Origin of the sequence: Calidifontibacter indicus, from assembly GCF_003386865.1 — a bacterium.
Classification (GTDB): domain Bacteria; phylum Actinomycetota; class Actinomycetes; order Actinomycetales; family Dermatophilaceae; genus Yimella; species Yimella indica.
This window is the reverse complement of record NZ_QTUA01000001.1, coordinates 1,659,202-1,684,513: the sequence shown is the minus strand read 5'-3', so window position 1 is coordinate 1,684,513 and position 25,312 is coordinate 1,659,202. Positions and strand designations below refer to the sequence as shown.

Sequence of the window (25,312 nt, the reverse complement as noted above, 5' to 3'; positions counted from 1 at the left end):
CGCAGGAAGATTAGCCCGCGGCACCGACAGGACGTGACGGAAGCCACTTTCCGATTGCCCGGAGTCGGCCGGTTTGGTGGTGAACGCTCCCGCCGCTATTCTTGTGAAGTTCCCACCTGCGAGCACCGGTACTTTCCGTGTGCCCGAAGACCCCGGGAACGAAACAATTATCGACCAATCTTCAGGAGATCACCGTGGCTGCCACCTGCGACGTCTGCGGCAAGGGACCCGGCTTCGGTCACAACGTCTCGCACTCGCAGCGCAAGACCAAGCGCCGCTGGAACCCGAACATCCAGCGCGTCCGCGCGCTCGTGGGCGAGGCCGGCGTGACCCCGAAGCGTCTAAACGTCTGCACTTCCTGCTTGAAGGCCGGGAAGGTCACCCGCTGACCCGCGCCTCGAGCAAGCACTGACAGCCGATCCCGCAAGGGGTCGGCTGTTCGCTTTCCGGCGCAGTTCCCGGGCGCCGGTCGCCGCCGGAACGGGCTCCCAGTGACCCGGTAGCGAAGTCCGATCCTGACCACGGTCGGGTCACAGGAATCGCACAGCGGCACGCCCGATCGTCGTAGACGTGACGATCTCCCTTTCCCCGCGCTCCGGCGGCGCGCCGACCGCCCCGTTGCCCACGAACGCCACCCGGCGCGCCGTGACGACCGCCCCGCCGCCGGTCACCGTCCGGCCGTGGTGGCGCGACCTGACCGGCGTGCTCACCTGGTCGACGATGTTGTTCGTCGTCGCCCTGTGGGTCTACGGCGGCGGTGTGCAGCAACTGAACTCGTTCGCGTCCGCGGCGAACAGCCTCGGCCGGTTGACCGGTTTGGTCGCCTCCGACCTGCTGCTGATCCAGGTGCTGATGATGGCGCGGGTGCCGATGTTCGAGCGGGCCTACGGCCAGGACGAACTCGCCCGCCGGCACCGGCTGATCGGGTTCACCAGCTTCAACCTGATGTGGACGCACATCGTGCTCATCGTCATCGGCTACGCCTCGGCGCAGTGGTCGCAGCTGTGGTCGACGATCGTCGACCTGGTGCTGAACTATCCGGCGATGCTGCTCGCCGTCGCGGGCACCGTCGCCCTGTGCATGGTGGTCTCGACCAGCGTGAAGAAGGCGCGCGGCAAGCTGCGCTACGAGTCGTGGCACCTCATCCACCTGTACGGCTACCTCGGTGCGGGCCTCGCACTGCCGCACCAACTGTGGACCGGCACCGACTTCATGAACAACACCGCGGCAACGGTGTTCTGGTGGGGTCTGTGGGCGGTCACCGCGCTCGCCGTGCTCGTCTACCGCGTCGGGCTGCCGCTGTGGACGTCGTGGCGGCACGATCTGCGGGTCGCCGGTGTCGACCGGCTCGCACCTGACGTCGTGACGGTCACGGTCACCGGACGTGACCTGCACCGATTCCCGGTGAGCGCCGGACAGTTCTTCCAGTGGCGATTCGCCGGACGCGGCCAGACCCGCGCCCACCCCTACTCCCTGTCGCACGCACCCGACGGGCGCACCCTGCGGATCACCGCACAGGAGGTGGGCGACGGCACCGACGCGCTCGCCTCGCTGCGCCCGGGCACCCGGGCTCTCGTCGAAGGGCCCTACGGACGCATGCACGACGGCGTGCGCACCAAGCGGAAGGTGCTGCTCATGGGGTCGGGCATCGGGGTCACCCCGTTGCGGGCGATGTTCGAGTCGATCCCGGCCGCGCCCGGTGACGTGACGCTGATCTACCGGGCCGGCTCCGACGCGCACCTGCTGTGGGCCGACGAACTCCAGGCGATCGCCCGCCACCGCGGCGCACGGGTCTTCTTCGTCACCGGCCGGCGAGCCGAACGTGGCGGCTGGCTGCCGCAGAACGTCGCGCACCTCGACGATGTCGGTGCGTTGCGACACCTCGTGCCGGACGTCGCGCAGCACGACGTGTTCGTGTGCGGCTCGAACGGCTGGATGAACGCGGTCGAACAGACCCTCACCGCGGCCGGGGTGCCCGACGCGCAGGTGCACATCGAACGCTTCAGCTACTGAAAACACCAACCGGACAACGACATTGCACAAGGAACCAAGATGAAGCGAATCACCTACTGGGGCATGGCGACCGTCACCGTGCTGGTGCTGCTGTTCAGCTACCGCACCAGCTTGCACTCCGATTTCGCCGCGGCCTCGTCGCAGCGCACGGTGCAGTCGAGCTCGGTGGCCACCGGCGTCTCGGCCACCGGCTCGGGCGGCGGGTCGGGCTCGGGGGACGGCGCCGACACTTCCACGGGATCATCGACCGGGTCGTCGGGATCGGCGGGGTCATCCTCCTCCGCCTCGGGCTCGAACTCGAGCGCATCGGGCACGTTCACCGGCGACAGCGTCGACACCCGGTGGGGGCCGGTGCAGGTGCAGATCACCGTGTCGAGCGGCAAGATCACCGCCGTCCAGGCCGTCGTATACCCGACGGACAACCCGCGCGACGTCGAGATCAACAACCAGGCGTTGCCGATCCTGGCCGACGAGGCGGTGAAGGCGCAGAGCTCGCAGATCGACACGGTCTCGGGCGCCACCGTCACTTCCGATGGGTACATCTCCTCCTTGCAGTCCGCGATCGACAAGGCGAACCTGTGATGGTGACCGCAACGAAGACGCCGCGCCGCGCGTGGGTGGAGCAGATCATGGGGCTGCCGATCTCCATCCACCTTCGTGGCGACGACGTGCGGTCGGAGGCGACCGAGGCCGTCGTGGCACGGGTGTACCGGCGGCTGCGTTGGGTCGATTCGGTGTTCTCCACCTACCGGCAGGACTCCACGGTGAGCGCGCTGCGCCGCGGCGAGGTCGAGGTCGACGAGGTCGTCGGCGCGGTGGGTTACATCGTCGACGTGTGTGCCGAGGCGAGCCGGGTCACCGGCGGCTGTTTCAGCGCCGACCTACCCGACGCCGACGGAGTGCGCCGGTTCGATCCGAGCGGCGTGGTCAAGGGTTGGGCGATCGGCGAGGCGGCCAAGTTGCTCGGCGAACTGCCCGGGCATTCGTACTGCATCAACGCCGGTGGTGACATCGCGACCGGGTACGGCCCCGACTGCCCGCGCGAGGTGCGTGACCAGGCCTGGCGGGTGGGGCTGCAGAGCCCGCACCGCGCTGACGCGATCGTCCGCACCGTCGAACTGCACACCGGCGGGCTCGCGACGTCCGGCCTCTATGCGCGCGGCAACCACATCTACGACCCGCGCACCGGCACCTACCCGACCACGACCGGTTCGGTCACGGTGAGCGGGCCGGACGTCATGTGGGCGGACATCTGGGCGACTGCGCTCTTCGTCGGTGGCAAGGAGTCGGAAGAGCTTCTGCACCAATGGGATCCGCGGTACAGCGTGATCCGATTGACCTGACGCCGAATCGGCCTCGACCTCGCGCTCATGCCGAATGAGCACTTGCGGGCAAGGTGTGCGCCAACCAGTCCAGGCAGTGCGGGATCAGCCCGCCCCACACCCCCATTCGGTGTCCGCGAGCATAAGACGTGATTCGGCGTCGGCGCTGGACGTCCGCTGACGGCCGGCTGGGACGCCCGGCACCGATATGCGGTGGCCCGCAACCGGGCGCTCGGTTAGCGTCAGCCGCACGACAAACGAAGGGCACTCCATGAAGGGCACGATCGTCACGCTTGGCGGCGGCGGTTTCTCCATGTCGGACGACGGCAGTTCCGCCATCGACGACCACCTGCTCCAGCTCACCGGAGCCGACATGCCGAAGGTGTGTTTCGTCCCGACCGCATCGGGCGATGACGCCGGTTACATCGACAGGTTCGAGCACGCGTTCGCCGGACGCGCGCAGACCTCGGTGCTGTCGCTGTTCACCAAGACCGAGCACGTCGATCCACGCCACGTGCTCGACCAGCACCTCGTCTACGTCGGCGGCGGTTCGACCGCCAACCTGCTGGCCGTCTGGCGATTGCACGACTTGCCCCGCCACCTGCTCGCGGCCGCCGCGAACGGCACGGTGCTCGCCGGCATCAGCGCCGGGATGAACTGCTGGTTCGAGGCGTCGTCGACCGACTCGTTCGGTGCGCTCGCGCCGCTGCGCGACGGACTCGGCTGGTTGCCCGGCGGCGCCTGCCCGCACTACCTGGGTGAGTCGGAACGTCGCGCCTCGCTGCTGACGTGGGTCGGCGCCGGAGAACTGCCCGACACGTACGCGGTCGACGACCACAGCGCGCTCGTGTGGCGCGACGGCAAACTCATCGAGGCGATCACCGAAGCGCCTGGGCACCCCGTGTATCGGGTTGTGCGAGAAGGTGATTCAGCCCACGAAACGGAGATCTCGACGCGACTGCTCGGCACGTGACTGACGCCGGCGGCGGCAGGGCCGGTGTCAGCCGCCGAAGTGGTCCCAGCCGCCGCCCTGCTGCGGCTGCCCGTCGAGCGTCACGTCGCTGCCCTCGACCACCCGCCCGACGAGCGACCAGCCTTGCGGCACCACGTCGTCGGGGAAGGTCGCGAGGAGGGTGTGCTCCTCACCCCCGCTGAGCACGCAGGCCCAGGCGTCATCGCCGACGGCGGTCTCGAGGCGCCGGGCGAACGGCGTGAGCAACTCGCGCGAGAGGTCGATGCCGACCCCGCTAGCCGTAGCGATCCGGCGTCCGTCGCGCACCAACCCGTCGCTGATGTCCATCAACGCGGTCGCGCCGGCGGCTGCGGCGTCCGGGCCGGCTGCCAAGCGCGCCACCGGACGCCGGTGGAACGCGACGAGTTCCGGCGCACGGTCGGTGGTGCCCGCCTGCAGCAGTCGCAGGCCGGCGTCCGAGCGACCGAGGCTGTCGCTCACGGCGACGACGTCGCCGACGCGGGCGCCGTCGCGGCGCACCGCGGACGACCCGTTCAGTTCCCCGAGCGCGGTGATGCTGACCACCCGCACATCGTCGGGCGCCGAACTCAGGTCACCACCGAGCACGGCGACGTTCTCGGCCCGGCACGCATCGGCGATGCCCTCGTTCAGCTCCCGGCACCACGCGACGGTCGTGTCGCGGCCGGCGATCAGCGACACCACGACCCCGGTGCAGACGCCGCCCATCGCGGCGATGTCGGCGAGGTTCTGGGTGACGACCTTGTGACCGACATCGGCGCCAGTGCTCCAGTCGTCGATCCAGTCGCGGCCGAGCACCATCGAGTCGGTGGTCACCAGCACCGCGCCGCTGGGCACCTGCAGCAGGGCCGTGTCGTCGCCGACCCCGATGAGCACCTCCGGACGGGTCGGCAGAACGGGGAAGATCGACGCCAGCAACTCCTGCTCGCTGGTCTGTGCGAGCGTGCGTCCATCAGGCGGAATCATTCAGACCCTCTCGTCCTCGGCTGTGGTCGCACGGTAGCGTCATCGCAACGAGCCCTCGACACGCGGCTCATCGTGTAACACCGTCCACACCGTTGCGCACCGTCGGGTGCCGCCGGTGCAACGAATTCCGAACGGCCACATCTGATCGGCCACGACGTAGTGGGAGAAAGCATGGTCCAGGCGTACATCCTGATCCAGAGCGAGGTCGGAAAGGCGCACGCCGTCGCGACCGCGGTCGCACAGATCAACGGCGTCACCCTGGCCGAGGACGTCACCGGCCCCTACGACGTGATCGCCCGCCTCGAGGCCGAGACCGTCGACGAACTCGGCAAGCTCGTCATCGCGCGCATCCAGGAAGTGCCCGGCATCACCCGCACCCTCACGTGCACCGTCGTCAAGGTCTGATCCTCGGCTCCGTGCTGGCCACCGCACTGCTGACGGCGTGCGGTGGCTCTGCCGTGTCCGTTACACCCGCCGACGGTCACGCCGACCCGCTGTGCGCGAAGGTCGCCGACCTCTGGCCCGACAAGGTCGCCGGCCAGGAACGCCGCTCCGTGTCGACCAAGGGCGGCACCGAGGCGGCCTGGGGTGACCCCGCGATCATCGCCCGCTGCGGCGTCACCTCCCCCGGCGCCGACGAAAACTGCGTCGAGGCCAACGGGATCGACTGGATCTACAGCGAGTTGTCCGACGGGGCGAGCTTCGTGACCTTCGGTCGCACCCCGGCGATCCAGGTGCTCGTGCCCAAGAACTACGCCGGCGATGCGATCGGGGCGTTCGGCAAGGCCGCAGCGGTGGTGCCGCAGGGCAGCCACCGCTGTTCGTAACTCCGCTATCCGCAGACCGCGCGGTAGCGCTGCACCCAGTCGTCGGCGACCTGGTCGCCGTCCGGGAGCTGCGCTGCCCTGCGGCGTCCGGCCTCACTCAGGTGCGTGACGAGGTCGGGGTCGTCGAGCAGTCGCCGGATGCCGGCGGCGAGCGCATCGGCGTCGCCGACCGGCACCAGCAGCCCGGCATCGCCGACGAGTTCGGGCAGCCCACCGGTGTCAGTGACCACGCACGGCAGGCCACCCGCCAGCGCCTCCTGCACAACGAGCGACCGGGCCTCCCACCGGCTCGGCAGCGCCAGCAGCCTCGACGCCGCGATGAACTGCGGCACCTGCGCACTGGCACCGACGAGGTGCACCGGAAGGTGCTCTGCCTCGATGCGGGCACGCAGTTGCTCGGTGAGCTCGGGATCGCCGTCGCCGACCACCACGAATGCTGCTCCCTCGACCTTCGCGGACGCGTCGAGCAAGGTGGGCAGATCCTTCTGAGGCGCGATGCGACTGACCGTCAACACCCACGGACGGTCGGCCGGAAGCCGGTGTGCCGCAGCGAGTTCCGCCTTCGCTGCAGCGGGATCTCCCGACCACGGCGTGAGGTCGGCGGCCACCGGGGTGAGCGTGGCGTTCTTCGCCCCGAGCTCCCGGGCCCGCTGCACCAGGTCGGCGCTGGCACCGGTGACGAGGCGGGCCCGGGCGACCTGCAGCCGCTCGGCGGCCGCACCGGCAACGCCGGCCGCACCACCGGCGAGCAGCGCGTTGTGCCAGGTGATCACCACCGGCGGCGCCGACCGCAGCCCCGCGGTCGCGAGCACCGCCTGCACACCCGCCTGATGTCCGTGCGCGTGCACCACGTCTAAATCGCCGACGAGACGACGCAACGCCCGCACACTCGACGGCATCGACCGGCCCGACCGCAACACCGGGAAGACCTCGCCGTCGAACCGCAGCCGGGCCGCCGACGATGGTGTCGTCGCGACTGCGACGGGCACGGCGCACGCCGTCAGTCGGTGCGCCAGGTCGACGACATGTCCGGCGATGCCGCCGCTCGCCTCCGCCATGACCAGCAGCACCCGCGGGGCGCCGTCGACTGTCATCGCGACGAGGGTCAGCGCAGACCGACGCGGCGCTGCAACGCCAGCTCGATGAGTTCGGTGATCAGGCTCGCGTAGTCGACACCCTCGGCATCCCACACCCGCGGGTACATCGACGACGGCGTGAAGCCGGGCATCGTGTTGATCTCGTTGAGGGTGAGCGTGCCGTCGGGCGAATAGAACCAGTCGACCCGGGCGAGACCCTCGCAGCCGGCCGCTTCGAACGCCCGGATCGACTGCTCGCGGATCTGCTGCGCGATGTCGTCCGGCAGGTCGGCCGGGCAGGTCAGCGAGGCGGAGTCGTCGAGGTACTTCGACTCGAAGTCGTAGAAGGTGTGCGTGCCCTCGGTCACGGTGATCTCACCGATCTGGGAGGCACGGGGCGGCCGGCTGCCGCGGCCTTCGAGAATGCCGCACTCGACCTCGCGGCCGACGATGCCGGCCTCGACGAGCACTTTCGGGTCGAACCGGCGGGCCTGCTCGATCGCGGCCTCCAGACCGTCCTGGGAGTCGACCCGGCTGACCCCGAAACTGCTGCCGGCGCGGGCGGGCTTGACGAAGACCGGCCAGCCGAGCGCCGCCACCGGATCCATCGCGGCGCCCTTGTCGCGCTGCCATTCCTTGTCGGTGATGAGCACGTACGGCCCGACCGGCAGTCCGGCCGCGCGGAACACCACCTTCATCAGGTGCTTGTCCATCATCACCGCAGACGCCGAGACGCCCGACCCGACATAGCGGGTGTCGGACAGCTCGAACAGACCCTGGATCGTGCCGTCCTCACCGAACGGTCCGTGCAGCAGCGGGAACACCACATCGACGTCGCCGAGTTCGCGCGGCACCTCACCCGGCTCGCGGACGGTGAGTCCGCGTCGGGCCGGGTCGGCGCTCAGCAGCACCTCGGTGCTGCCCTGCACCGAGGGCGTGTGGGACGCGGTGAGCTGCAAGGGTTCGGGATCGTCGGCCATGAGCACCCAGCCACCCTGCTGGGTGATGCCGATCGGCAGCACGTCGAACTTGTCCCGGTCGATCGCACGCAGCACGCTCGCGGCGGTGGCGCACGACACGACGTGCTCGGAGGAACGTCCGCCGAAGACGAGGGCGACGACCGGTTTGCGGTCGCTGGACTGGGGCGCGGGCTGGCTGTTCATCGCGTGCAGCCTAGCCCGGGAGGCGGCCCGAACCGTGACACCAGGTGGGCCGTGCCGTCACGCGTCGGACCGGTTCTGCGACGCTTGCGCCCATGAGCGCCGAGCACGACCCGAGCCTGTCCCCCGCCACCGCCGTCGTCGCCCTGGGGCGTCCCGAGCGCACCCCCGGCGCGTCTGTCGGCCCGGCGGTGGAGTTCACCTCCACCTTCGTCACCGGGGGCGCGAACGCGTACGCCCGCTTCGACAACCCCACCTGGAACGGTTTCGAGGAGGCCGTCGGACGGCTCGAGGGCGGCACCGCACTCGCCTTCGCCAGCGGCATGGGAGCGATCCGCGCGGTGGTCGAACTCGTACCGGTCGGCGGCACGGTGCTGGTGCCCCAGCACTCCTACAACGGAACCACGGGTCTGCTGGCGGCACTGCAGGAGACCGGACGGCTCACCATCCGTCGCGCCGATGTGTCGGACGAGACCGCGTACCTCGATGCGATGGACCACGTCGACATGGTGTGGCTGGAGTCGCCCACCAACCCGATGCTCGAGGTCGCCAACCTGCCCCAACTGATCGAAGCCGCCCGCAAGTCGGGGGCTATCTCGGTGTGCGACAACACTTTCGCGACACCGCTGTTGCAGCGGCCGCTCGAGCTCGGCGCCGATGTCGTGGTGCACTCGGCCACGAAGTACCTCTCGGGCCACTCCGACCTGATCATGGGCGTCACCGTGACCACCGACCCGCAACTGCAGGAGAAGCTGCACGCCACCCGCACCCTCGGCGGCGCGATCCCCGGACCGATGGAGGCCTGGCTGGCGCTGCGCGGGTTGCGCACGCTGCATGTGCGCTTCGAACGAGCCTGCGCCAACGCGGCCGAGTTGGCCGCGCGTTTGGCGCAGCACCCGGCCGTCACCAAGGTGCGTTACCCCGGCTCCGGCGCGATGATCGCGATCGAGGTGGCCGGTGGTGTGCGGGCCGCCGAAGCCGTCGAACAGGCGATCCGGGTGTGGCTGCCGGCCACCAGTCTCGGCGGGGTGGAGTCGATGCTCGAGCGCCGGCGCAGGCACGCGTCCGAACCGCAGACCGTGCCGGACAACCTGCTGCGACTGTCCGTGGGCATCGAGGACGTCGACGACCTCTGGACCGACCTCGACCGCGCGCTGCGCGGTTGAGCCACCTCGTCGTCGCAGGTGTGGCCGCTCGGTCGCGTGCGCTGCGCGAGCGACCGAACGGCGCTCAGTTCGACTCGAGCTTGCGCGCCCGCGACATCAACGCGGTGACCACCTCGCGGGTCGAACGCCCCTCGTAGACAACGGCTTCGACGTTCTCGACGATCGGCACGTCGACATCGACCGAGCGCGCGAGCTCGAGGATCGACTTGCACGACTTCACGCCCTCGGCCACCTGCTTGGTGGCCGCGATGGTCTCCTCCAGCGTCTTACCCTGACCGAGCGAGTAGCCGAAGGTGCGGTTGCGAGACAGCGGCGACGCGCACGTGGCCATCAGGTCACCGACCCCGGCGAGCCCGAGGAAGGTCTGCGGGTCGGCACCGAGCCCGGTGCCCAACCGAGCCGTCTCGGCGAGGCCACGGGTGATCAGGCTGGCGAGCGTGTTGTCGCCCATGCCCATGCCCGACGCCATGCCGCACGCGAGCGCGATGACGTTCTTGGTGGCACCGGCGATCTCGGTGCCGACGACGTCACCGCCGAGGTAGGGCCGGAAGTACGGCGTGGCGCACGCTTCGGCCACCCGGGCCCGCATCCGGGGGCTGGTCGACGCCACGACGGACGCGGCCGGCTGACGCGCGGCGATCTCCTTGGCGAGGTTCGGGCCCGACACCACGACGACCCGCGCAGGGTCGATGTCGCCGGCGTCGGTGATGACCTCACTCATCCGCTTGCTGGTGCCGAGCTCGATGCCCTTCATCAGCGACACGACGGCCGACTCCTGTGGGATGTGACCGCCCCAGTCACCGAGGTTGTCCCGCAGGCTCTGCGACGGCACCGCGAGCACCACGATCTCGGCGGAGTCGAGCGCCTCGCCGACGTCGCTGGTGGCCCGCAAGTTGTCGGGCAACTCGGTGTCGGGCAGGTAGTCGGCGTTGCGTCGGGTGTCGTTGATCGTCGCCGCCACCTCCTCGCGCCGAGCCCACAGCGTGACGTCCTGACCGGCATCGGCCATCACCATCGCGAATGCCGTGCCCCAACTACCACTACCCAGAACTGCGACGCTCATGACTTCTCCCCACCGTCGGTCGCTTCGGTGCTGTGTTCACTGCCCGGCTCCGTGCCCTGCCCGGCGTCCGCCCCGGTGTCACGGGGTGCACGCGGCGGCGCCTGCTCGCCCCGCGCCGTCTCCAGCAGGCCGGTGATGGCTGCCATCAGCCGGTCGGTCGCGATTCGCAAGGTCTCGCTGGTCACCGGGCCGTCACGCAGATCGTCGAGGTCGACCGGCGGGCCGGCGTAGACCTTGATCGTCTTGCGCGGGAAGAGCCGCGGCGCGACGTCCTTGTACGGGTACAGCACCTCGTGGGTGCCCCACATCGCGATCGGCACCACCGGGCAGCCGGTCGACAAGGCGATGCGTGCGGCACCGGTCTTGGCGGGCATCGGCCAGAGGTCCTTGTCGCGGGTCATCGTGCCCTCGGGCAGCACGCAGACACAGTCGCCCTGCTTGATCGCCTTCAGGGCGGCTTCATAGGCGTGCACCGCCTTGCTCGACCCACGCACCACCGGGATCTGCCCGGTGCCGGTCATCACCGACTTCACCCCCGGAATTCCGAACAGGGCCGACTTCGCCAGGTAGCGGGGTGCGCGGCCCTGCGCCACGAGGAACTGCGCGAGCGTGAACGCGTCGACGTACGACAGGTGGTTGGACGCGGCGACGAACCCGCCGGTGCGCGGAATGTTCTCCCCGCCTCTCCAGTCGTGTCGCCAGGTGCGCAGCAGAACCGGCCACAGCCCCTTGATGATGTTGCTGTACATCGGGGTGATGTCCTCGCTCAACTCAGGGTGCGCCACCTGGTCTCCTCCGCCTCGGGTCGGTTTCTGCTGCAGTCCGGTTCATCATGCTGGCCGACGGCGGTCGATGTCGACTTCCTGCCCGCCGATCGGGCTCGACGCGTTTCCACCCGCGGGTGGCCACGCCGGGGCTCGGCGGCCGATCTGGGACGATGAGCGGGTGAGCCCGACCCTGACCTCGACCTGGCATCTGGTGGTGCCGGTGAAGCACACCGCCCGCGGCAAGAGCCGATTGACCCCGCCTGCCGGCGTGGAGCGGTCGGCCCTCGCGCTCGCCATGGCGCTCGACACCCTGGACGTCGTGCTGCAGGTCGTGCCCGCCGCACAGGTGTTCGTGGTGACCGACGACCCGACCGTGCGCACCAACGCCGAGGCGCTGGGTGCCACCGTGGTGGACGATCCCGGACGCGGACTCAACCCGGCCATCGAGGCGGGCCTCGCGCACCTGGTGCGCACCTCCCCCGGCGCGGCCGGCGCGGTGCTGCTTGGCGACCTGCCCGCGCTCACCGCAGACGTGTTGTACGACGGTCTACGGGCTTGCGCTGCAACCGAATCCAGCGTGGTGCCCGACGAGTCGGGTGACGGCACGGTCTTGCTGACCCACCATGACGCGGCCCGGCTGGTGCCGCGCTTCGGTGCCGGATCGGCCGCCCGGCACAGCCGCACGGCGACCGTGCTGACCCTCGATCTGGCGCCTCTTCGCACCGACGTCGATGACACCGACGCATTCGAGCGCGCCACCCGGTTGGGCCTCGGTCCGCGCACCGCCGGGCTGCTCGACAGCACCGGCGCACCGCGCGCCCACAACCACGAAGCCGGAGTGAGTTGATGCAGGCGACCGTCCACACCTTCGACCCCGCCGCCGGCACCGGCAGCGTGCTCACCGACAACGGCCGCGAACTCGAGTTCGGAGCACAGGTGTTCGCTGCGACCGGCATGCTGCATCTGCGTCCGGGACAGCGGCTCAACATCGAGGTGGGCGCCTCGGGCATCAGCCGGATGTGGATGGAAGGCATCGGCCCGGGCCAGCGCATCCGCTGACGACCGATCACCACCGACCACAACCGACCACAACCGACCACAACGCCGAACGGCCCCGCTCACCGGAGCGGGGCCGTTCGTGGTGCGTGCTGCGACTACTTCTTCGCGGCGCGGGTGGTCTTCTTGGCGGCCGTCTTGGTGGCGGCCGTGGTCTTCTTGGCCGGAGCCTTCTTCGCCGCCGTCTTGGTGGCGGTGGCCTTCGTCGCGGTCTTCTTGGCCGCAGCCTTCGTCGCGGTCTTCTTCGCCGCGGCCTTCTTGGCAGGCGCTGCCGTGCCGGCGGTGCCGGCGGCTGCGCGACCGGCGGCATTTCCGGTCTTCGGCAGGCTGCTCGGCTTGGCCACGACGGCCTTGAAACCGGTGCCCGGCTTGAACTTCGGCACAGCCGACTTCTTGATCGGCACCGTCTCGCCGGTGCGCGGGTTGCGGCCGGTACGGGCCGCACGGGTCACCTTCTCGAAGGTGCCGAAACCGGTGATCGTGACCTTGTTGCCACGAGCCACCTCACGGATGATCACGTCGAGCACGGCGTCGACGGCGTCGGTCGCCGCCTTCCGCCCACCGAGACGAGTCTCGATGGCGGTCACCAGATCTGCCTTGTTCACAACTGACACCCCTTCGGGTTACCGGGGCCCGGTGGTCCGGAAGTCTCCCCTGTCCGATGAACCGCCCGTTGTCGTACGGCTCAGAACAGACGTTAGGGCCGACCCCCGACACTGGCAACCATCAGATTCCCCGCAATACGTTGTGCCGCAATGACATTCACGCAGTCACCGAACCCTTCGGCAGACCCCCCGCCCCGTGCCCACCACCGGCACGTTCTGGCCAATACCACTGGCCATCAACGCAATTGGCCCCGAACCGCGTGGTTCGGGGCCAATTGTTCGTCGTCGATCAGGCGGGCTCGACGGCCGGTTTCCAGCTCGGACGGGTCGATTCGAATTTTTCGATCTCGTCCGCGTGTCGCAGCGTGAGGCTGATGTCGTCGAGGCCTTCGAGCAGGCGCCACCGGGTGTAGTCGTCGACTTCGAAGGCGAAGGTGTGCTCGCCGGCGGTCACCGTGCGCTCGACCAGGTCGACCCGCACCTGCGTGCCCGGCTCGTTCTCCAGCAGCTTCCACAGCAGCTCGATGTCGTCCTGCCGCAGCTGCGCGGTGAGCAATCCGGCCTTGCCGGAGTTGCCACGGAAGATGTCGGCGAAGCGCGAACTCAGCACGACCTTGAAGCCGTAGTCCATCAGCGCCCAGACGGCGTGCTCACGCGAAGACCCCGTGCCGAAGTCGGGACCGGCGACGAGCACAGACCCGTCCGCGAACTGCGGGTTGTTGAGCACGAAGGTCTCCTCACCGCGCCACGCGGCGAAGAGTCCGTCCTCGAACCCGGTGCGGGTAACCCGCTTGAGGTAGACCGCGGGGATGATCTGGTCGGTGTCGACATTGCTGCGGCGCAACGGAACTCCGACACCGGTGTGTGTCTCGAACTTCTCCATCGTCACTTTCCTTCCACCAGGTCGGCCGGGCTCGACAGCGTGCCGCGCACGGCGGTCGCAGCCGCGACCAGCGGGCTCACCAGGTGGGTGCGGCCACCCTTGCCCTGGCGTCCTTCGAAGTTGCGGTTGGACGTCGACGCGCTGCGCTCCCCCGGAGCCAGCTGGTCGGGGTTCATGCCGAGGCACATCGAGCAGCCGGCCAGGCGCCACTCGGCACCGGCCTCCTCGAAGACCTTGTCCAGACCCTCGCCCTCGGCCTCGAGCCGCACCTTGGCCGAGCCGGGCACGACGAGCATGCGCAACCCATCGGCCACCTTGCGACCCTTGATGATGTCGGCGGCCGCGCGCAGGTCCTCGATGCGTCCGTTGGTGCACGAACCGAGGAAGACCGTGTCGATCGCGATCTGCTTCAACGGCATTCCCGGCGTCAGGCCCATGTACTCGATGGCCTTCTCGGCGGCGAAGCGCTGGTTGTCGTCACCGATCTTGTCCAGCTCGGGCACGGACGCCGACAACGGCAGTCCTTGGCCCGGGTTCGTGCCCCAGGTGACGAACGGCGACAACTCGCTGGCGTCGATGTCGACGACCGTGTCGAACTTCGCGTCGTCGTCGGTGACGAGTTCGCGCCAGGCCGCGACGGCGGCGTCCCAGTCGGCTCCCTGCGGCGCGTGGTCGCGACCCTTGAGGTAGTCGAACGTCGTGTCGTCCGGGGCGATCATGCCGGCGCGGGCGCCGGCCTCGATCGACATGTTGCACATGGTCATTCGCGCTTCCATCGACAGCGCACGGATGGCCGAGCCGCGATACTCCAGCACGTAGCCCTGGCCGCCGCCGGTGCCGATCTTGGCGATCACGGCGAGGATGATGTCCTTCGCGGTGACGCCCTCAGGGAGTTCACCCTCGACGTTGATCGCCATCGTCTTGAACGGCTTGAGCGGCAGCGTCTGGGTGGCGAGCACGTGCTCGACCTCGCTGGTGCCGATGCCGAACGCGAGCGCGCCGAATGCACCGTGGGTGGAGGTGTGGCTGTCACCGCAGACGATCGTCATGCCCGGCTGGGTGAGGCCCAGCTGCGGACCGATGATGTGCACGATGCCCTGCTCGGCCGAGCCCATCGGGTAGAGCCGCACGCCGAACTCCTCGCAGTTCTTGCGCAGCGTCTCGACCTGGGTGCGGCTGACGACGTCGGTGATCGGCCCGGGGGTCGTCGGAACGTTGTGGTCCTCGGTCGCCAGCGACAGGTCGGGACGACGCACCGGCCGACCGGCCAGGCGGAGGCCGTCGAAGGCCTGCGGGCTGGTCACCTCGTGCAGGAGGTGGAGGTCGATGTAGAGAAGATCCGGTTCTCCTTCGGCATGTCGCACGACATGCTGTTCCCACACCTTCTCCGCGAGCGTGTGTCCCATGACCCACCCTTTCCTGCAAATCGAAAACACCTACATCAGCAGAATCGCCGACTGATTGCCGTCCCGAACTTGCGTCTCGCTCAATGAGACGGCAATATCATTACATGGACAACACTAGCGGTGTCGGCGTCCTGGACAAGGCCGCCGTCGTACTTGCAGCTCTCGAGGCAGGTCCCTCGACCCTCGCCCAGCTGGTGGCGCACACCGGCCTGGCCCGCCCGACGGCGCATCGACTCGCGGTCGCGCTCGAGCACCACCGACTCGTCGCGCGCGATCTGCAGGGTCGGTTCATCCTCGGCCCGCGCCTGGGTGAACTCGCCTCGGCCGCAGGCGAGGACCGCCTCCTCGCCGCCGCCGGCCCGGTGCTCGGCGCGCTGCGCGACCACACCCACGAGAGCGCACAGCTGTTCCGTCGTCAGGGTGACCAGCGCATCTGTGTCGCCGCGGCCGACCGACCGATGGGCCTGCGCGACTCGATCCCGGTCGGGGCGACGTTGTCGATGCACGCCGGCTCGGCGGCGCAGGTGTTGCTCGCCTGGGAGGAGCCCGACCGCCTGCACCGCGGCCTGCAGGGCGCGAAGTTCTCGGCCACCATGCTGTCGGGTGTGCGCCGTCGCGGCTGGGCGCAGAGCGTCGGTGAGCGCGAGCAGGGCGTCGCTTCGGTATCGGCCCCGGTGCGCTCCCCCTCCGGACGCGTCATCGCCGCAGTGTCGATCTCGGGTCCGATCGAGCGGGTTTCTCGCCAGCCCGGACGACTGCACGCCGCGACGGTCGTGGCGGGAGCGAACAAGCTGACCGAGATCCTCGCCCGCGCGCACGCCGCACAGCAGCGCCCGCGTCAGGCGTCGGACGTCGGCTGACCTGGCCCCGGAGGCTCGATCAGTTCGGTCGGCCGGTCGGTTCGGTAGGTAACGTCACGGAGCGTGACTGACGAACTGGTCTGGTACGCCGCATACGGGTCGAACCTGTCCGCCGAACGCTTCGCGCGCTATCTCGAGGGCGGCACAGCTGCCGGCGCCAAGCGCGCACACGAAGGGTCGCGCGACCCCCGTGCACCCCGGCAGATCCGGCCGATCGAGCTGCCCGGATCGGTGTTCTTCGGATGGGAGTCGTCGACCTGGGGTGGCGGTGTGGCGTTCTACGACCCCGATCTCGTCGGCCGGGCCCTCGCCAGCGCCTACCTGATCACCCACACCCAGTTCTGCGACCTGGTCGCCCAGGAGATGCACCGCGCCGTTGGAGACGACATCGATCTCGAGCCGCTGTGGCACGAGCGCGTGCACGAACTCGGCATGGGGCGTTACGAGCGGCTGCTGGTCGTCGACGAACTCGACGACCTCCCGGTAGTGACGTTCACCTGTCCTGCCGGTCATCGTCCGCCGCTGAATGCGCCGAGCACCGCCTACCTCGACACGATCGCGCGCGGTTTACGCGAGACGCACCACCTCGACGACGAGGCGATCACGCACTACCTTGACTCGCTTCAGGCATGAAAAAGCTCAAACCCCCTGCATTGCAGAGGGTTTGAGCTGGTTGTAGCCCCGACGGGATTCGAACCCGCGCTACCGCCTTGAGAGGGCGGCGTGCTAGGCCGCTACACAACGGGGCCGCACTTCGCGCCACTTGGCACGTGGAGAAACTTTACCGGATCGGCGTTGTTTCTCCGAATCGAGAATCGCTTCTCGAAAGCTGGGGTACCAGGACTCGAACCTAGACTAACTGAACCAGAATCAGTCGTGCTGCCAATTACACCATACCCCAAGAGGGTATCGACCTACTCGCGCGTCCGGAGACCTTCGGGTGGGGCGAACCGAGGCGTTACATTACCCGAGCCGGTCCGTACTGCCCAAATCGGGCGTTCTGTCGAACCGTGCGGGCCGGCGAGCGCGTCGATCAGCGGCACGTCGTTCGCTATGGACGGTGCCTGGACGGCCCACCAGTCACCCGGACGTCGGCGCGTTCCACCCTGAACGAACGAGCGACCCGGCCTGCGAGACAGACCGGGTCGCTCGTCATGTGCTCTCAGAGCTCGTCGTGCAGTCGCTTCAACCGGTTGATCGTGGCGGCCTTGCCGAGGATCTCCATCGACTCGAACAGCGGCGGCGAGATCTTCTGACCGGATACCGCAGTGCGCAGCGGACCGAACGCCAGGCGGGGCTTCACGCCCAGGCCGTCGACGATCGCAGCGCGCAGTTCCTGCTCGATGCGCGCGGCGGTCCACTCGATGCCCTCACCGAGCGGAGTGCCGAGCGAACCACTGATCGGCTCGAGCGCCGTGATCGCGGCGGCGAGCACGTCCTTGGCGTTGTCCTTGAGTTCTTTACGCGCGTCGTCGGCGATCTCGAGGTCTTCGTCCTCCACGTAGAACGGCTTGACCAGCGGCGTCGCCTCGGACAGCAGTGTGATGCGGGTCTGGATGAGTTCGGCGACCAGCTTGAGTCGGCCGAGCTCCGGCAGCGACGGGTGGGCCTCGAGCACACCGTCGGCGTGCAGGAAGGGCAGCAGCCGGGTGGCGAAGTCGCCGACCTCGAGCTCCCGGATGTAGTGCCCGTTGAGCCAGTTGAGCTTGTCGAGGTTGAAGATCGCGCCCGCCGGGTTGATCTTGCCCCAGTCTAAACGCTCGACGAACTCGTCGAACGTGAAGATCTCACGCTCGGTGCCGTCGGCCTCGATCACCGGCGGATGTCCTTGCAGCGCAAGGAAGTTGACGAGCGCCTCGGGCAGGTAGCCCTGCTCCTTGAACCACGTGAGGCGGGCCCACGGGTTCTTACGCTTGGAGATCTTGGCCTTCTTCTCGTCGCGCAGCAGCGGCATGTGGGCGAACTGCGGTGCGTCCCAGCCGAGCCACTTGTAGAGCAGCAGGTGCTTGGGCGTGCTGGAGATCCATTCCTGACCGCGCACGACGTGGCTGATCTTCATCAGGTGGTCGTCGACGACGACCGCCATGTGGTAGGTCGGGAACCCGTCGGCCTTGAGGATGACCTGGTCGTCGGGCTTGGGCGCCGACGTGCGGCCGAGGATGAGGTCGTCGAAGGTGAGCTCGACGTCGTCGGGCACGAGCATGCGCACGACCGGGGTCTCGTTGAAGCCGGGCAGCTCACGCCGCTCCTGCTCGGTCTTGCCGTGGCAGAGACGGTCGTAGCCGGTGGGCAGCTTCAGCTTCTGCTGACGCTCGCGCATCTCGGCGAGGCGCTCGGAGGAGCACCAGCAGTAGTAGGCGTGACCGTCGGCGAGGAGTTGGTCGACGTACGGCTTGTAGGTGTCGAGGCGCTCGGACTGCCGGTAGGGCGCGTACGGGCCACCCTTGTCGGGGCCTTCGTCCCAGGTCAGTTGCAGCCACTCAAGGGTGTCGTACAACTGCTGCTCGCTGTCCTCGCGGAACCGCGCGCGGTCGGTGTCCTCGATGCGCAGCAGGAACTTGCCACTCTGCTGGCGGGCGTAGGCGAGGTCGAACATCGCCATGTAGGCGGTGCCGACGTGCGGGTCGCCGGTGGGCGACGGCGCGACGCGCAGGCGGACAGGAGCGTCTTCGGAGTGCTTCGTCATGGTGTGCACATCCTACTGAGCGGTGTCGGTGCTCCCGGCGAACATCGAATCGGGCGCCAGGACGGCCACGACGGTGCCACTCGCGCACTGCTGCCCGTCGGCCGAGAGGGTGATGTCGACCACGACCTTGCGCTCCTTCACCTCGGTCGGCACGCCACGCAGTTCGAGCGGAACACCCATCGGCGTGGGGCGCTGGTAGTCGACGTGCAGCGACGCGGTGACGAACCGCAGCGGCGGTTCGCTGCCCAGCGGACGGCCCGCCGCACGGTAGGCGGCCGCCGAGGCGGTGCCGGTGCCGTGACAGTCGATGAGGGAGGCGACGAGTCCGCCGTAGACGAAGCCCGGGATCGCGACGTACTTCGGGTCGGTGTGGTGCACGGCGACCGATTCCTCGCCGTCCCAACGGGATCGGACATGCAGACCCTCGGTGTTGAGCCGTCCGCAGCCGTAGCAGTGGCTGGTCTCGTCGGGGTAGTTGTCCTGGAAGTACTCGGACTCGGTCACGGCGTGCTCCTTCGGCTGGGGTGGGTCGGCGATCGTCTTGGGTGTGCTCACTCGGTGAGGGCGAGCGCGAGCGATTCCTGCAGCCAGGTGAGGAAGTCGTAGTAGAGGCCGATCGCCAGCCGCTGCTGGTCGGGACCGGTCATCGCCTCGAGGTCGGCGTGCAGTTGTTCGCTGTCCTCGTCGGTGCGCAGTTCGAGCCGCTCGCCCAGGGCGAGCCGCACGTCGGCCAGCGCCATCATCAACGTGATCGCGTCGGGCACCTCGAACGACAACTTGTCCTGGTTGTCGGGCACCCCGAGCAGCAGGTCGATCGCGGCGGTCAGCTTGCGGGTCTTCTGCTCGCGCAGTGTGCGCTCGGTGGCGGCCCGGAACTCGGCGGCGGCCTCCTGATCGTCGCGGTGTCCGTCGGGCAGCAGGCGACGCACGACGGGGTCGCGCTCGGCCACCTCGGACGGGTCGTAGCTGTCACCGAGGGTGCTGATCAGGTCGGTGAACGCGTCGCCGGTGGCCGCCTGCTGTTCGGGGGCGACCATCTCGCGGGTCTGCGCCATGAGTTCGATGACGATCGAGCGTTCGGTCTGATCGAGTCGCCCGACCAGCCGGTCGCGCTTGCGCTGGAAAGCCTGCGCCATCACTCGTCCTTCTGGAAGGTCGCCCACAGCGAATAGCCGTGCATCGCAGCGGTATCGGTCTCCATGCGTTCGCGTGTGCCCTGCGAGACGACGGCACGGCCCTCGGTGTGTACGGCCATCATCAACTGTTCGGCCTTCTCCTTGGAGTAGCCGAAGTAGGTCTGGAACACCCAGGAGACGTAGGACATCAGGTTGACGGGGTCGTTCCAGACGATCGTCACCCAGGGTTTGTCGACCTCGACGTCGAAGGATTCTTCGACGACCTTCTCGACCTCGGGGGGAGCCACGGACACGGCTCCCACCTTAGGCTGAGCGCCGTGACCGAGAACAAGGACGCCGTCGACCGCGCTGCTGCAGCGGCGAGCACGGCATTGCTGACCGACCACTACGAGCTCACGATGCTGCAGGCGACGCTGAAGAGCGGCACCGCGCACCGCCGCAGCATCTTCGAGGTGTTCGCTCGCCGCCTGCCCGAGGGACGCCGGTACGGCGTCGTCGCCGGCACCGGGCGCGTGCTCGACGCGATCGCGAACTTCCGGTTCGACGAGGCCGAGCTGGCCCACCTGGAGAAGACCAAGGTGGTCGACCGGGCGACCCTCGACTGGCTGGCCGACTACCAATTCTCCGGCAACATCTGGGGCTATGCCGAGGGCGAGATGTTCTTCCCCAACTCCCCCATCCTGGTGGTCGAGTCGAGCTTCGCCGAAGGCGTGATCCTCGAGACCCTCGTGCTCTCGATCCTCAACCACGACAGCGCGATTGCCGCCGCGGCCTCGCGCATGACCGCCGCCGCCGACGGGCGCCCCTGCATCGAGATGGGCTCGCGGCGCACGCACGAGTGGTCGGCGGTCGCCGCCGCACGGGCGGCGTACATCGCCGGGTTCGGCACGACGTCCAACCTCGAGGCCGGACGCAGCTACGGCGTGCCGACCGCAGGCACCGCCGCGCACGCCTTCACCCTCGTGCACGACGACGAGCGCGAGGCGTTCCAGGCACAGGTCGACAGCCTGGGCAAGGGCACGACGCTGCTCGTCGACACCTACGACGTCACCAACGCGGTGAACCTCGCGGTCGAGATCGCCGGCACCGAGCTCGGCGCGGTGCGCCTCGACTCCGGTGACCTGTTGGTGCAGGCCCGCGAGGTGCGCGAGCAGCTCGACTCGTTGGGTGCGACCGAGACGAAGATCGTCGTGACCTCCGACCTCGACGAGTACGCGATCTCGACCCTGCAGGCCGGCCCCGTCGACGTCTACGGCGTCGGCACCTCGCTGGTGACCGGTTCAGGTGCCCCGACCGCGGGCATGGTCTACAAGCTCGTGCAGCGCGAGGACGACAACGGCACGATGGTCGGCGTCGCGAAGGCCAGCAAGGACAAGAAGTCGGTGGGCGGCCGCAAGTACGCCATGCGCCGACTGGGCGCGTCGGGTCTCGCGGAAGCCGAGATCATCGGCATCGGCGAGGTGCCCCAGGGCGACTCGAACGACCGCCACCTGATGGTCGAACTGGTGAAGGGCGGCGAACGCGTCGACCAATCGACGCTCGACGACGCCCGCGACCGGCACGCCGCGTCTCGGGCCGAACTGCCGGCGAAGGCGTTGCAGATGTCGCGCGGCGAAGCGGTCATCCCGACGATCTTCGAAGGCTGACCTCGACCCGCCCGACCACTGAGCCCGGTGCCACCCGGCCCCTACCATCGTCAGATGCTCCCGCTGCCGCTCGTCATGCCCGTGCCCGACCCGGAGCACGGACGCGTTCGCTTGCGCGCGTTCCGCGCCGACGACGTGCCGATGCTGCGTGACATGTCGACCGACCCGCACGTGCCACTCATCGGCACCCTGCCCGGCAACGCCGACGCACAAGACGCACTCGCGTACATCGACCGGCAGCATTCCCGGCTGGTCGGCGGCGCAGGATGGTCGTTCTGCATCGCCGACGCGGCGACCGACGCGGGGGTCGGGCAGATCGGCCTGTGGATCGGCGCGATCGAGCACGGACGAGCAACGGTGGGTTACTCCACAGCGCCGCGTTTCCGACGGCGCGGTTACACCGCGGACGCGCTGGCCGCTCTCGTCGAATTCGCCTGGACCATCGACGGATTGCACCGCCTCGAGGCCTACATCGAGCCGTGGAACGCGGGCTCGGCCAGCACGGCCCGGGCCGGTGGGTTCGAGTTCGAAGGCACGCTGCGCAGCCACCAGGAAATCGGTGGCCGCCGGCGCGACATGCAGTTGTGGGCGATCGTTCGTGACAGCTGATCTATGCACCGGCCCGGCCTGGGTCGACCGAAATCCCGTCCTGCGTTTCGACGGACGGGCTGCCCTCGACCTGCTCGGTCGCCGGCTGTCCTTCGAGGCACACCCCGAGCGTGAATGCACCGGTGCGAGCGTCGCCGATGCATCGGGGTCGTTGACTCACCGTGCGTGCCCGCGTGGGCGCCCGGCGACCCGCGGACGCCAGTGTGCCGAGTGCACGGCCGACGACCAGTTCCGGTTCGCCCACCACGCGCACCGAGGCGGTTACGTGCCGGCTGCGCTCGACGACTATCTGCGTTCGCCGCACTTCGTCTACGTGGCCACCTTTGCCGACGGTGTCAGCAAGGTGGGCACGGCCGTCGACCATCGGAAGGTCGGGCGCCTCGACGAGCAGGGGCCGCTCGCGGCGACCTTCGTCGTGGCTGCGTCGGACGGCCGCGCCGCCCGCGGGTTCGAAGACCTGGTGACCGATCGTCTCGGCCTCACCCAGTTCAAGAACCGCAGTTCCAAGGTCGCCGCGCTGCTCACGGCAACGTCGCGCGTCGAGGTGCTCGGGCTGCATGAGCAAACCGTGAGTGATTCCCTCGATGCGCTGGCCACCGAACCCGAGGCCGAGCTCATCCGCGAGTCGTGGGTGCCACCGGCCGCGCAGTCCGACCTGTTGCATGCGCTGGACGCGAGTTCCGTGGGCCGCTACCCACATCCACTCACCGAGGGTGAGCACTGCCTGACGGTGCGCGCGATGGCGGGTGCGACCGCGCTCGTGACGGTGAACGACGACGACGCGCTGTTCCTCGCCGACCTCGGATCACTGGCCGGTCATCGGCTTCGGCCGGGCGATGTGCGCTCCGCGCCGGTGCCCACTCAGCTCGGGTTGTTCTGAGTAGGGCTGCTCGATCGCTGGCTGATGGTTTCCTGGATCGTTCGGTCAGTCGCGTACTCAGTCGCTGCGGAGGTCGTGCCAGGTTTCGGTGAGTCCTGGCGTGGTGCGGTAGGTGTGGCCGGTGGGTGAGGTCCACTCGACGATCCCGTTGGGGTGCAACCGGATTCGCCACTGGGTTTGCTTCATCCGGTGGTGACGTCGGCACAGGCATTCGAGGTTGACTGTTGCGGTGGGCCCTTGGGGCCACTCGACGGCGTGGTCGAGGTCGACGTTCTTGATCGCGGGACGGTCACAGCCGGGTGCCCGGCACCGTTGGTCCCTCGTTTTCACGTACCTGGCCATCGTGGGTGGTGGCCGGTAGCTGTCGCTGCCCATGATGTTCGCGGTGGGTTCGCCGGAGACGGGGTCGAACTCGAAGCTGCTCACGGTGACCTTGTCGGCGAACCTGGCCAGGTCGGCCAGGCTGTCGGCGTCGATCGCACCGGCGCGGGCGTGGACGCTGGTCGCGCCGCGGTCACGCATGTCGGACACGAAGTCGCGGCCGTCACGATTTCGTCCACCGAAGGCTGCCGGTTTCTCGGGCTTACTGGTCGGCTCGGCCGGCGGAGTGCTGGGTGGTCCTGTGTCGGGACCGGGGCCGGACGGTGGCCCGCCACCGGCGTCACCCTCTTCACTCTCGTCATCACGGCCACCGTCGGCGGCACGGTCGCCGTCGTCATTGCCGGTATTGCTGTCGTCGGCATGGCCACTGTCGTCAGTACCGCCACCGTCGTTGCCGGCGGTCCTGCTCTTGCTCGCCTGGCCTGCACTCCCGGCAGTGTCCGCGGGGGTCGGTGCCTTGTTGGCGGGCTTGGTCCAGGTGTTCCCGGCGGTCCCGAAGGTCGGGGTGAGCACTTGGATGTCGAGGTTCAGGGTCACGTTGCGCATCGCGAGGTCGAAGAACGCATCGACCCGGTACTCGCCCAACGTCTTGTCGGACTCGTCGCCGTGTTTCATCGCGAACGCCAACTGGTCGATCGCGTCCTTCACCGCGGTGACCTGCCCGTTGTCCCCGATGATCGTCAGCATCGACAACCCCGGTGTGGGGTGCGGGTCCTGGAACACCCCACACTGCTGCGCCCTCGTCTTCCGTGCCGTTTCCCGCGCCGCGGAGGGTTGATGCTTCCCCACCAACGTCCGGCACGATTTGCGTGCCTGACCCCTGGTTGTCTGGTGGACTCCCCGGCCGAGGATCTCCGCTTCAACGGTTTCGCACACATCAGGGGAGGCGTCCTGCAACTCCGTCGCAATATCCGCGGCAGTGTCCAAGTTCGCGCGGCCCGCGGCGACTTCCCGCAACAGGTTCGGAGTGCGGGTCACCATCCGGGCGGAGCGTTGCACCAGGCCGATCCCGGCCTGGATCCCCAACCCCAACTCCGCGGCCACGGTGTCGGCGGAGTACATGCTCGTGAACCCCTGACCGTGCCGCACCCACGGCGTCTTCCTCGTGCCCTGCGGACCGTCCGGGTGCTCCCACCGAGCGAACTCCGCGATCGAACGAGCCCGCACCGCTTCCATCGACTGCGCTGCTTGATGCGCGAACCGGGTCGCGTCCTCGAACAACGTCATCCGATCGAACACCCGCGACTCCGCCACCACCACCTCATCCAGACCAGCGTCCGAATCGAGGTCCGTTCCCAGCTCCGCTCCCAGGTCGAGGTCGAGGTCGAGGTCCAGGTCGGTGTCCAGCGAGTCGCCGGCCGACCCGCCACCCACAGCACCCGCAGCAGCCGTAAACGGGGCCGATCCCGCCGGGACAGCCGGGGCTGTGGTCTCGGGGAACAGGTCGTACCCGAGCAGCGCGTCGGGTTCGTCGACCGTGAACGGGTCGTCCTGCCCCAGCAGTTCGTAGGCGTGGGCGCTGAGGATCTTGGAGATGATCAGCATGATCGTCACCGGGTTCGCACCCGGCACCAAATGAGGCTGGGACGCCAACTCGATCGCTGCGTCCAACCCGTCTTCGAAGATCACAGATTCGAGCAACTCGGCCGGGTCGATACCGCCCGGTCGAGCCTCGAATTCTGGTGTCCCCTCCATGCACTGATCATACGCGTGTTCGAACCACTTGGGAAGGGTTTCAACAGGCGAATTTGGTTGATTTCTCAAGGGTTTTCGCGGATTTCGACTTGATCTGCGCCGGCGCACGATTCGGCCC

The 25,312-nt window shown here is 68.7% G+C and carries 28 protein-coding genes and 2 tRNA genes; 15 read left to right on the top strand and 15 right to left on the bottom strand.

Going from position 1 to position 25,312, the window contains the following annotated elements:
- Positions 1 to 194: 194 nt before the first annotated feature.
- The 5 genes from rpmB (at position 195) to DFJ65_RS07985 (ending at position 4,308) form a co-directional block, all read left to right on the top strand.
- The gene (gene rpmB / locus DFJ65_RS08005; RefSeq protein ID WP_115922572.1) at positions 195 to 389 is read left to right on the top strand and encodes a 50S ribosomal protein L28; all 195 of its coding nucleotides are present in this window, start codon (positions 195 to 197) and stop codon (positions 387 to 389) included.
- Positions 390 to 570: 181 nt separating this feature from the next.
- On the top strand, positions 571 to 2,013 hold the full coding sequence (locus DFJ65_RS08000) for a ferredoxin reductase family protein (protein WP_245950104.1): 1,443 nt from the start codon (positions 571 to 573) through the stop codon (positions 2,011 to 2,013).
- A gap of 39 nt (positions 2,014 to 2,052) precedes the next feature.
- A complete protein-coding gene (locus DFJ65_RS07995; protein WP_115922571.1) occupies positions 2,053 to 2,595 on the top strand; it encodes an FMN-binding protein in 543 nt (180 codons plus the stop codon).
- A gap of 2 nt (positions 2,596 to 2,597) precedes the next feature.
- Positions 2,598 to 3,356 carry an FAD:protein FMN transferase gene (locus DFJ65_RS07990; RefSeq protein ID WP_245950102.1) on the top strand — a complete coding sequence of 253 codons (759 nt, stop codon included), beginning with the start codon at positions 2,598 to 2,600 and terminating at the stop codon, positions 3,354 to 3,356.
- 250 nt (positions 3,357 to 3,606) lie between these two features.
- Entirely contained in the window at positions 3,607 to 4,308 is a 702-nt protein-coding gene (locus DFJ65_RS07985) for a Type 1 glutamine amidotransferase-like domain-containing protein (protein WP_115922569.1), read from the top strand.
- Positions 4,309 to 4,335: 27 nt separating this feature from the next.
- Here DFJ65_RS07985 and thiL read toward each other — a convergent pair whose 3' ends face one another.
- Positions 4,336 to 5,292, bottom strand: a complete 957-nt coding sequence (gene thiL / locus DFJ65_RS07980; RefSeq protein WP_115922568.1) for a thiamine-phosphate kinase — start codon at positions 5,290 to 5,292, stop codon at positions 4,336 to 4,338.
- 171 nt (positions 5,293 to 5,463) lie between these two features.
- On the opposite strand from thiL, the gene DFJ65_RS07975 reads away from it, so the two are divergent.
- Entirely contained in the window at positions 5,464 to 5,697 is a 234-nt protein-coding gene (locus DFJ65_RS07975; RefSeq protein WP_115922567.1) for an Lrp/AsnC family transcriptional regulator, read from the top strand.
- A gap of 11 nt (positions 5,698 to 5,708) precedes the next feature.
- On the top strand, positions 5,709 to 6,119 hold the full coding sequence (locus DFJ65_RS07970) for a DUF3515 family protein (RefSeq protein ID WP_245950100.1): 411 nt from the start codon (positions 5,709 to 5,711) through the stop codon (positions 6,117 to 6,119).
- A gap of 5 nt (positions 6,120 to 6,124) precedes the next feature.
- Here DFJ65_RS07970 and DFJ65_RS07965 read toward each other — a convergent pair whose 3' ends face one another.
- Positions 6,125 to 7,213, bottom strand: coding sequence for a glycosyltransferase family 4 protein (locus DFJ65_RS07965; protein ID WP_115922565.1), 1,089 nt, complete (start codon positions 7,211 to 7,213; stop codon positions 6,125 to 6,127).
- 11 nt (positions 7,214 to 7,224) lie between these two features.
- Positions 7,225 to 8,358, bottom strand: coding sequence for a D-alanine--D-alanine ligase family protein (locus DFJ65_RS07960; RefSeq protein ID WP_115922564.1), 1,134 nt, complete (start codon positions 8,356 to 8,358; stop codon positions 7,225 to 7,227).
- A 92-nt stretch (positions 8,359 to 8,450) separates the two neighbouring features.
- Here DFJ65_RS07960 and DFJ65_RS07955 point away from each other — a divergent pair, with 92 nt between their 5' ends.
- On the top strand, positions 8,451 to 9,521 hold the full coding sequence (locus DFJ65_RS07955; protein WP_115922563.1) for a trans-sulfuration enzyme family protein: 1,071 nt from the start codon (positions 8,451 to 8,453) through the stop codon (positions 9,519 to 9,521).
- A 64-nt stretch (positions 9,522 to 9,585) separates the two neighbouring features.
- Here DFJ65_RS07955 and DFJ65_RS07950 read toward each other — a convergent pair whose 3' ends face one another.
- Both DFJ65_RS07950 and DFJ65_RS07945 read right to left on the bottom strand, forming a co-directional pair.
- Positions 9,586 to 10,584, bottom strand: coding sequence for an NAD(P)H-dependent glycerol-3-phosphate dehydrogenase (locus tag DFJ65_RS07950; RefSeq protein ID WP_115922562.1), 999 nt, complete (start codon positions 10,582 to 10,584; stop codon positions 9,586 to 9,588).
- Positions 10,581 to 11,369: a lysophospholipid acyltransferase family protein gene (locus DFJ65_RS07945; RefSeq protein ID WP_211308395.1), complete on the bottom strand. Its 789-nt coding sequence runs from the start codon at positions 11,367 to 11,369 to the stop codon at positions 10,581 to 10,583. The genes DFJ65_RS07950 and DFJ65_RS07945 overlap by 4 nt, the downstream gene beginning before the upstream one ends.
- A gap of 160 nt (positions 11,370 to 11,529) precedes the next feature.
- Here DFJ65_RS07945 and cofC point away from each other — a divergent pair, with 160 nt between their 5' ends.
- Positions 11,530 to 12,198: a 2-phospho-L-lactate guanylyltransferase gene (gene cofC, locus DFJ65_RS07940; protein WP_170144033.1), complete on the top strand. Its 669-nt coding sequence runs from the start codon at positions 11,530 to 11,532 to the stop codon at positions 12,196 to 12,198.
- The gene (locus DFJ65_RS07935) at positions 12,198 to 12,410 is read left to right on the top strand and encodes a hypothetical protein (protein WP_115922561.1); all 213 of its coding nucleotides are present in this window, start codon (positions 12,198 to 12,200) and stop codon (positions 12,408 to 12,410) included. Before cofC ends, DFJ65_RS07935 begins: the two co-directional genes overlap by 1 nt.
- 95 nt (positions 12,411 to 12,505) lie before the next feature.
- Here the strand turns inward: DFJ65_RS07935 and DFJ65_RS07930 are convergent, their stop codons facing one another.
- From DFJ65_RS07930 to leuC, 3 genes are all read right to left on the bottom strand, one after another.
- Positions 12,506 to 13,012 carry an HU family DNA-binding protein gene (locus tag DFJ65_RS07930; protein WP_115922560.1) on the bottom strand — a complete coding sequence of 169 codons (507 nt, stop codon included), beginning with the start codon at positions 13,010 to 13,012 and terminating at the stop codon, positions 12,506 to 12,508.
- A gap of 289 nt (positions 13,013 to 13,301) precedes the next feature.
- Entirely contained in the window at positions 13,302 to 13,895 is a 594-nt protein-coding gene (gene leuD / locus DFJ65_RS07925; RefSeq protein WP_115922559.1) for a 3-isopropylmalate dehydratase small subunit, read from the bottom strand.
- A gap of 2 nt (positions 13,896 to 13,897) precedes the next feature.
- Complete coding sequence (gene leuC, locus DFJ65_RS07920) at positions 13,898 to 15,301, bottom strand: 3-isopropylmalate dehydratase large subunit (RefSeq protein WP_115922558.1); 1,404 nt, start codon at positions 15,299 to 15,301, stop codon at positions 13,898 to 13,900.
- A 104-nt stretch (positions 15,302 to 15,405) separates the two neighbouring features.
- On the opposite strand from leuC, the gene DFJ65_RS07915 reads away from it, so the two are divergent.
- Both DFJ65_RS07915 and DFJ65_RS07910 read left to right on the top strand, forming a co-directional pair.
- On the top strand, positions 15,406 to 16,161 hold the full coding sequence (locus DFJ65_RS07915) for an IclR family transcriptional regulator (RefSeq protein WP_115922557.1): 756 nt from the start codon (positions 15,406 to 15,408) through the stop codon (positions 16,159 to 16,161).
- Positions 16,162 to 16,224: 63 nt separating this feature from the next.
- Positions 16,225 to 16,794 (top strand): histone deacetylase, encoded by a 570-nt coding sequence (locus DFJ65_RS07910; protein WP_115922556.1) that lies wholly within the window; start codon positions 16,225 to 16,227, stop codon positions 16,792 to 16,794.
- Between the two features lie 43 nt (positions 16,795 to 16,837).
- Here DFJ65_RS07910 and DFJ65_RS07905 read toward each other — a convergent pair.
- The 6 genes from DFJ65_RS07905 to clpS form a co-directional block, all read right to left on the bottom strand.
- Positions 16,838 to 16,910: transfer RNA gene (locus DFJ65_RS07905), tRNA-Glu, on the bottom strand.
- 80 nt (positions 16,911 to 16,990) lie between these two features.
- A tRNA-Gln gene (locus DFJ65_RS07900) sits at positions 16,991 to 17,062 on the bottom strand.
- Between the two features lie 261 nt (positions 17,063 to 17,323).
- On the bottom strand, positions 17,324 to 18,847 hold the full coding sequence (gltX, locus tag DFJ65_RS07895) for a glutamate--tRNA ligase (protein WP_115924187.1): 1,524 nt from the start codon (positions 18,845 to 18,847) through the stop codon (positions 17,324 to 17,326).
- 12 nt (positions 18,848 to 18,859) lie between these two features.
- Entirely contained in the window at positions 18,860 to 19,351 is a 492-nt protein-coding gene (locus DFJ65_RS07890) for a PaaI family thioesterase (RefSeq protein ID WP_115924186.1), read from the bottom strand.
- 47 nt (positions 19,352 to 19,398) lie between these two features.
- Positions 19,399 to 19,983 (bottom strand): DUF2017 family protein, encoded by a 585-nt coding sequence (locus DFJ65_RS07885; RefSeq protein ID WP_115922555.1) that lies wholly within the window; start codon positions 19,981 to 19,983, stop codon positions 19,399 to 19,401.
- The gene (gene clpS / locus DFJ65_RS17775) at positions 19,983 to 20,276 is read right to left on the bottom strand and encodes an ATP-dependent Clp protease adapter ClpS (RefSeq protein ID WP_425452970.1); all 294 of its coding nucleotides are present in this window, start codon (positions 20,274 to 20,276) and stop codon (positions 19,983 to 19,985) included. Before clpS ends, DFJ65_RS07885 begins: the two co-directional genes overlap by 1 nt.
- Before the next feature lie 24 nt (positions 20,277 to 20,300).
- Here clpS and DFJ65_RS07875 point away from each other — a divergent pair, with 24 nt between their 5' ends.
- From DFJ65_RS07875 to DFJ65_RS07865, 3 genes are read left to right on the top strand one after another with little or no spacing between them, the layout of a single operon-like run.
- Positions 20,301 to 21,629 carry a nicotinate phosphoribosyltransferase gene (locus DFJ65_RS07875; protein ID WP_211308393.1) on the top strand — a complete coding sequence of 443 codons (1,329 nt, stop codon included), beginning with the start codon at positions 20,301 to 20,303 and terminating at the stop codon, positions 21,627 to 21,629.
- A gap of 54 nt (positions 21,630 to 21,683) precedes the next feature.
- Positions 21,684 to 22,238 (top strand): GNAT family N-acetyltransferase, encoded by a 555-nt coding sequence (locus DFJ65_RS07870; RefSeq protein WP_115922553.1) that lies wholly within the window; start codon positions 21,684 to 21,686, stop codon positions 22,236 to 22,238.
- Complete coding sequence (locus DFJ65_RS07865) at positions 22,228 to 23,118, top strand: DUF2797 domain-containing protein (RefSeq protein WP_115922552.1); 891 nt, start codon at positions 22,228 to 22,230, stop codon at positions 23,116 to 23,118. Before DFJ65_RS07870 ends, DFJ65_RS07865 begins: the two co-directional genes overlap by 11 nt.
- A gap of 57 nt (positions 23,119 to 23,175) precedes the next feature.
- On the opposite strand, the gene DFJ65_RS07860 is transcribed toward DFJ65_RS07865, so the two are convergent.
- Complete coding sequence (locus DFJ65_RS07860; RefSeq protein WP_115922551.1) at positions 23,176 to 25,194, bottom strand: HNH endonuclease signature motif containing protein; 2,019 nt, start codon at positions 25,192 to 25,194, stop codon at positions 23,176 to 23,178.
- Positions 25,195 to 25,312: the final 118 nt, after the last annotated feature.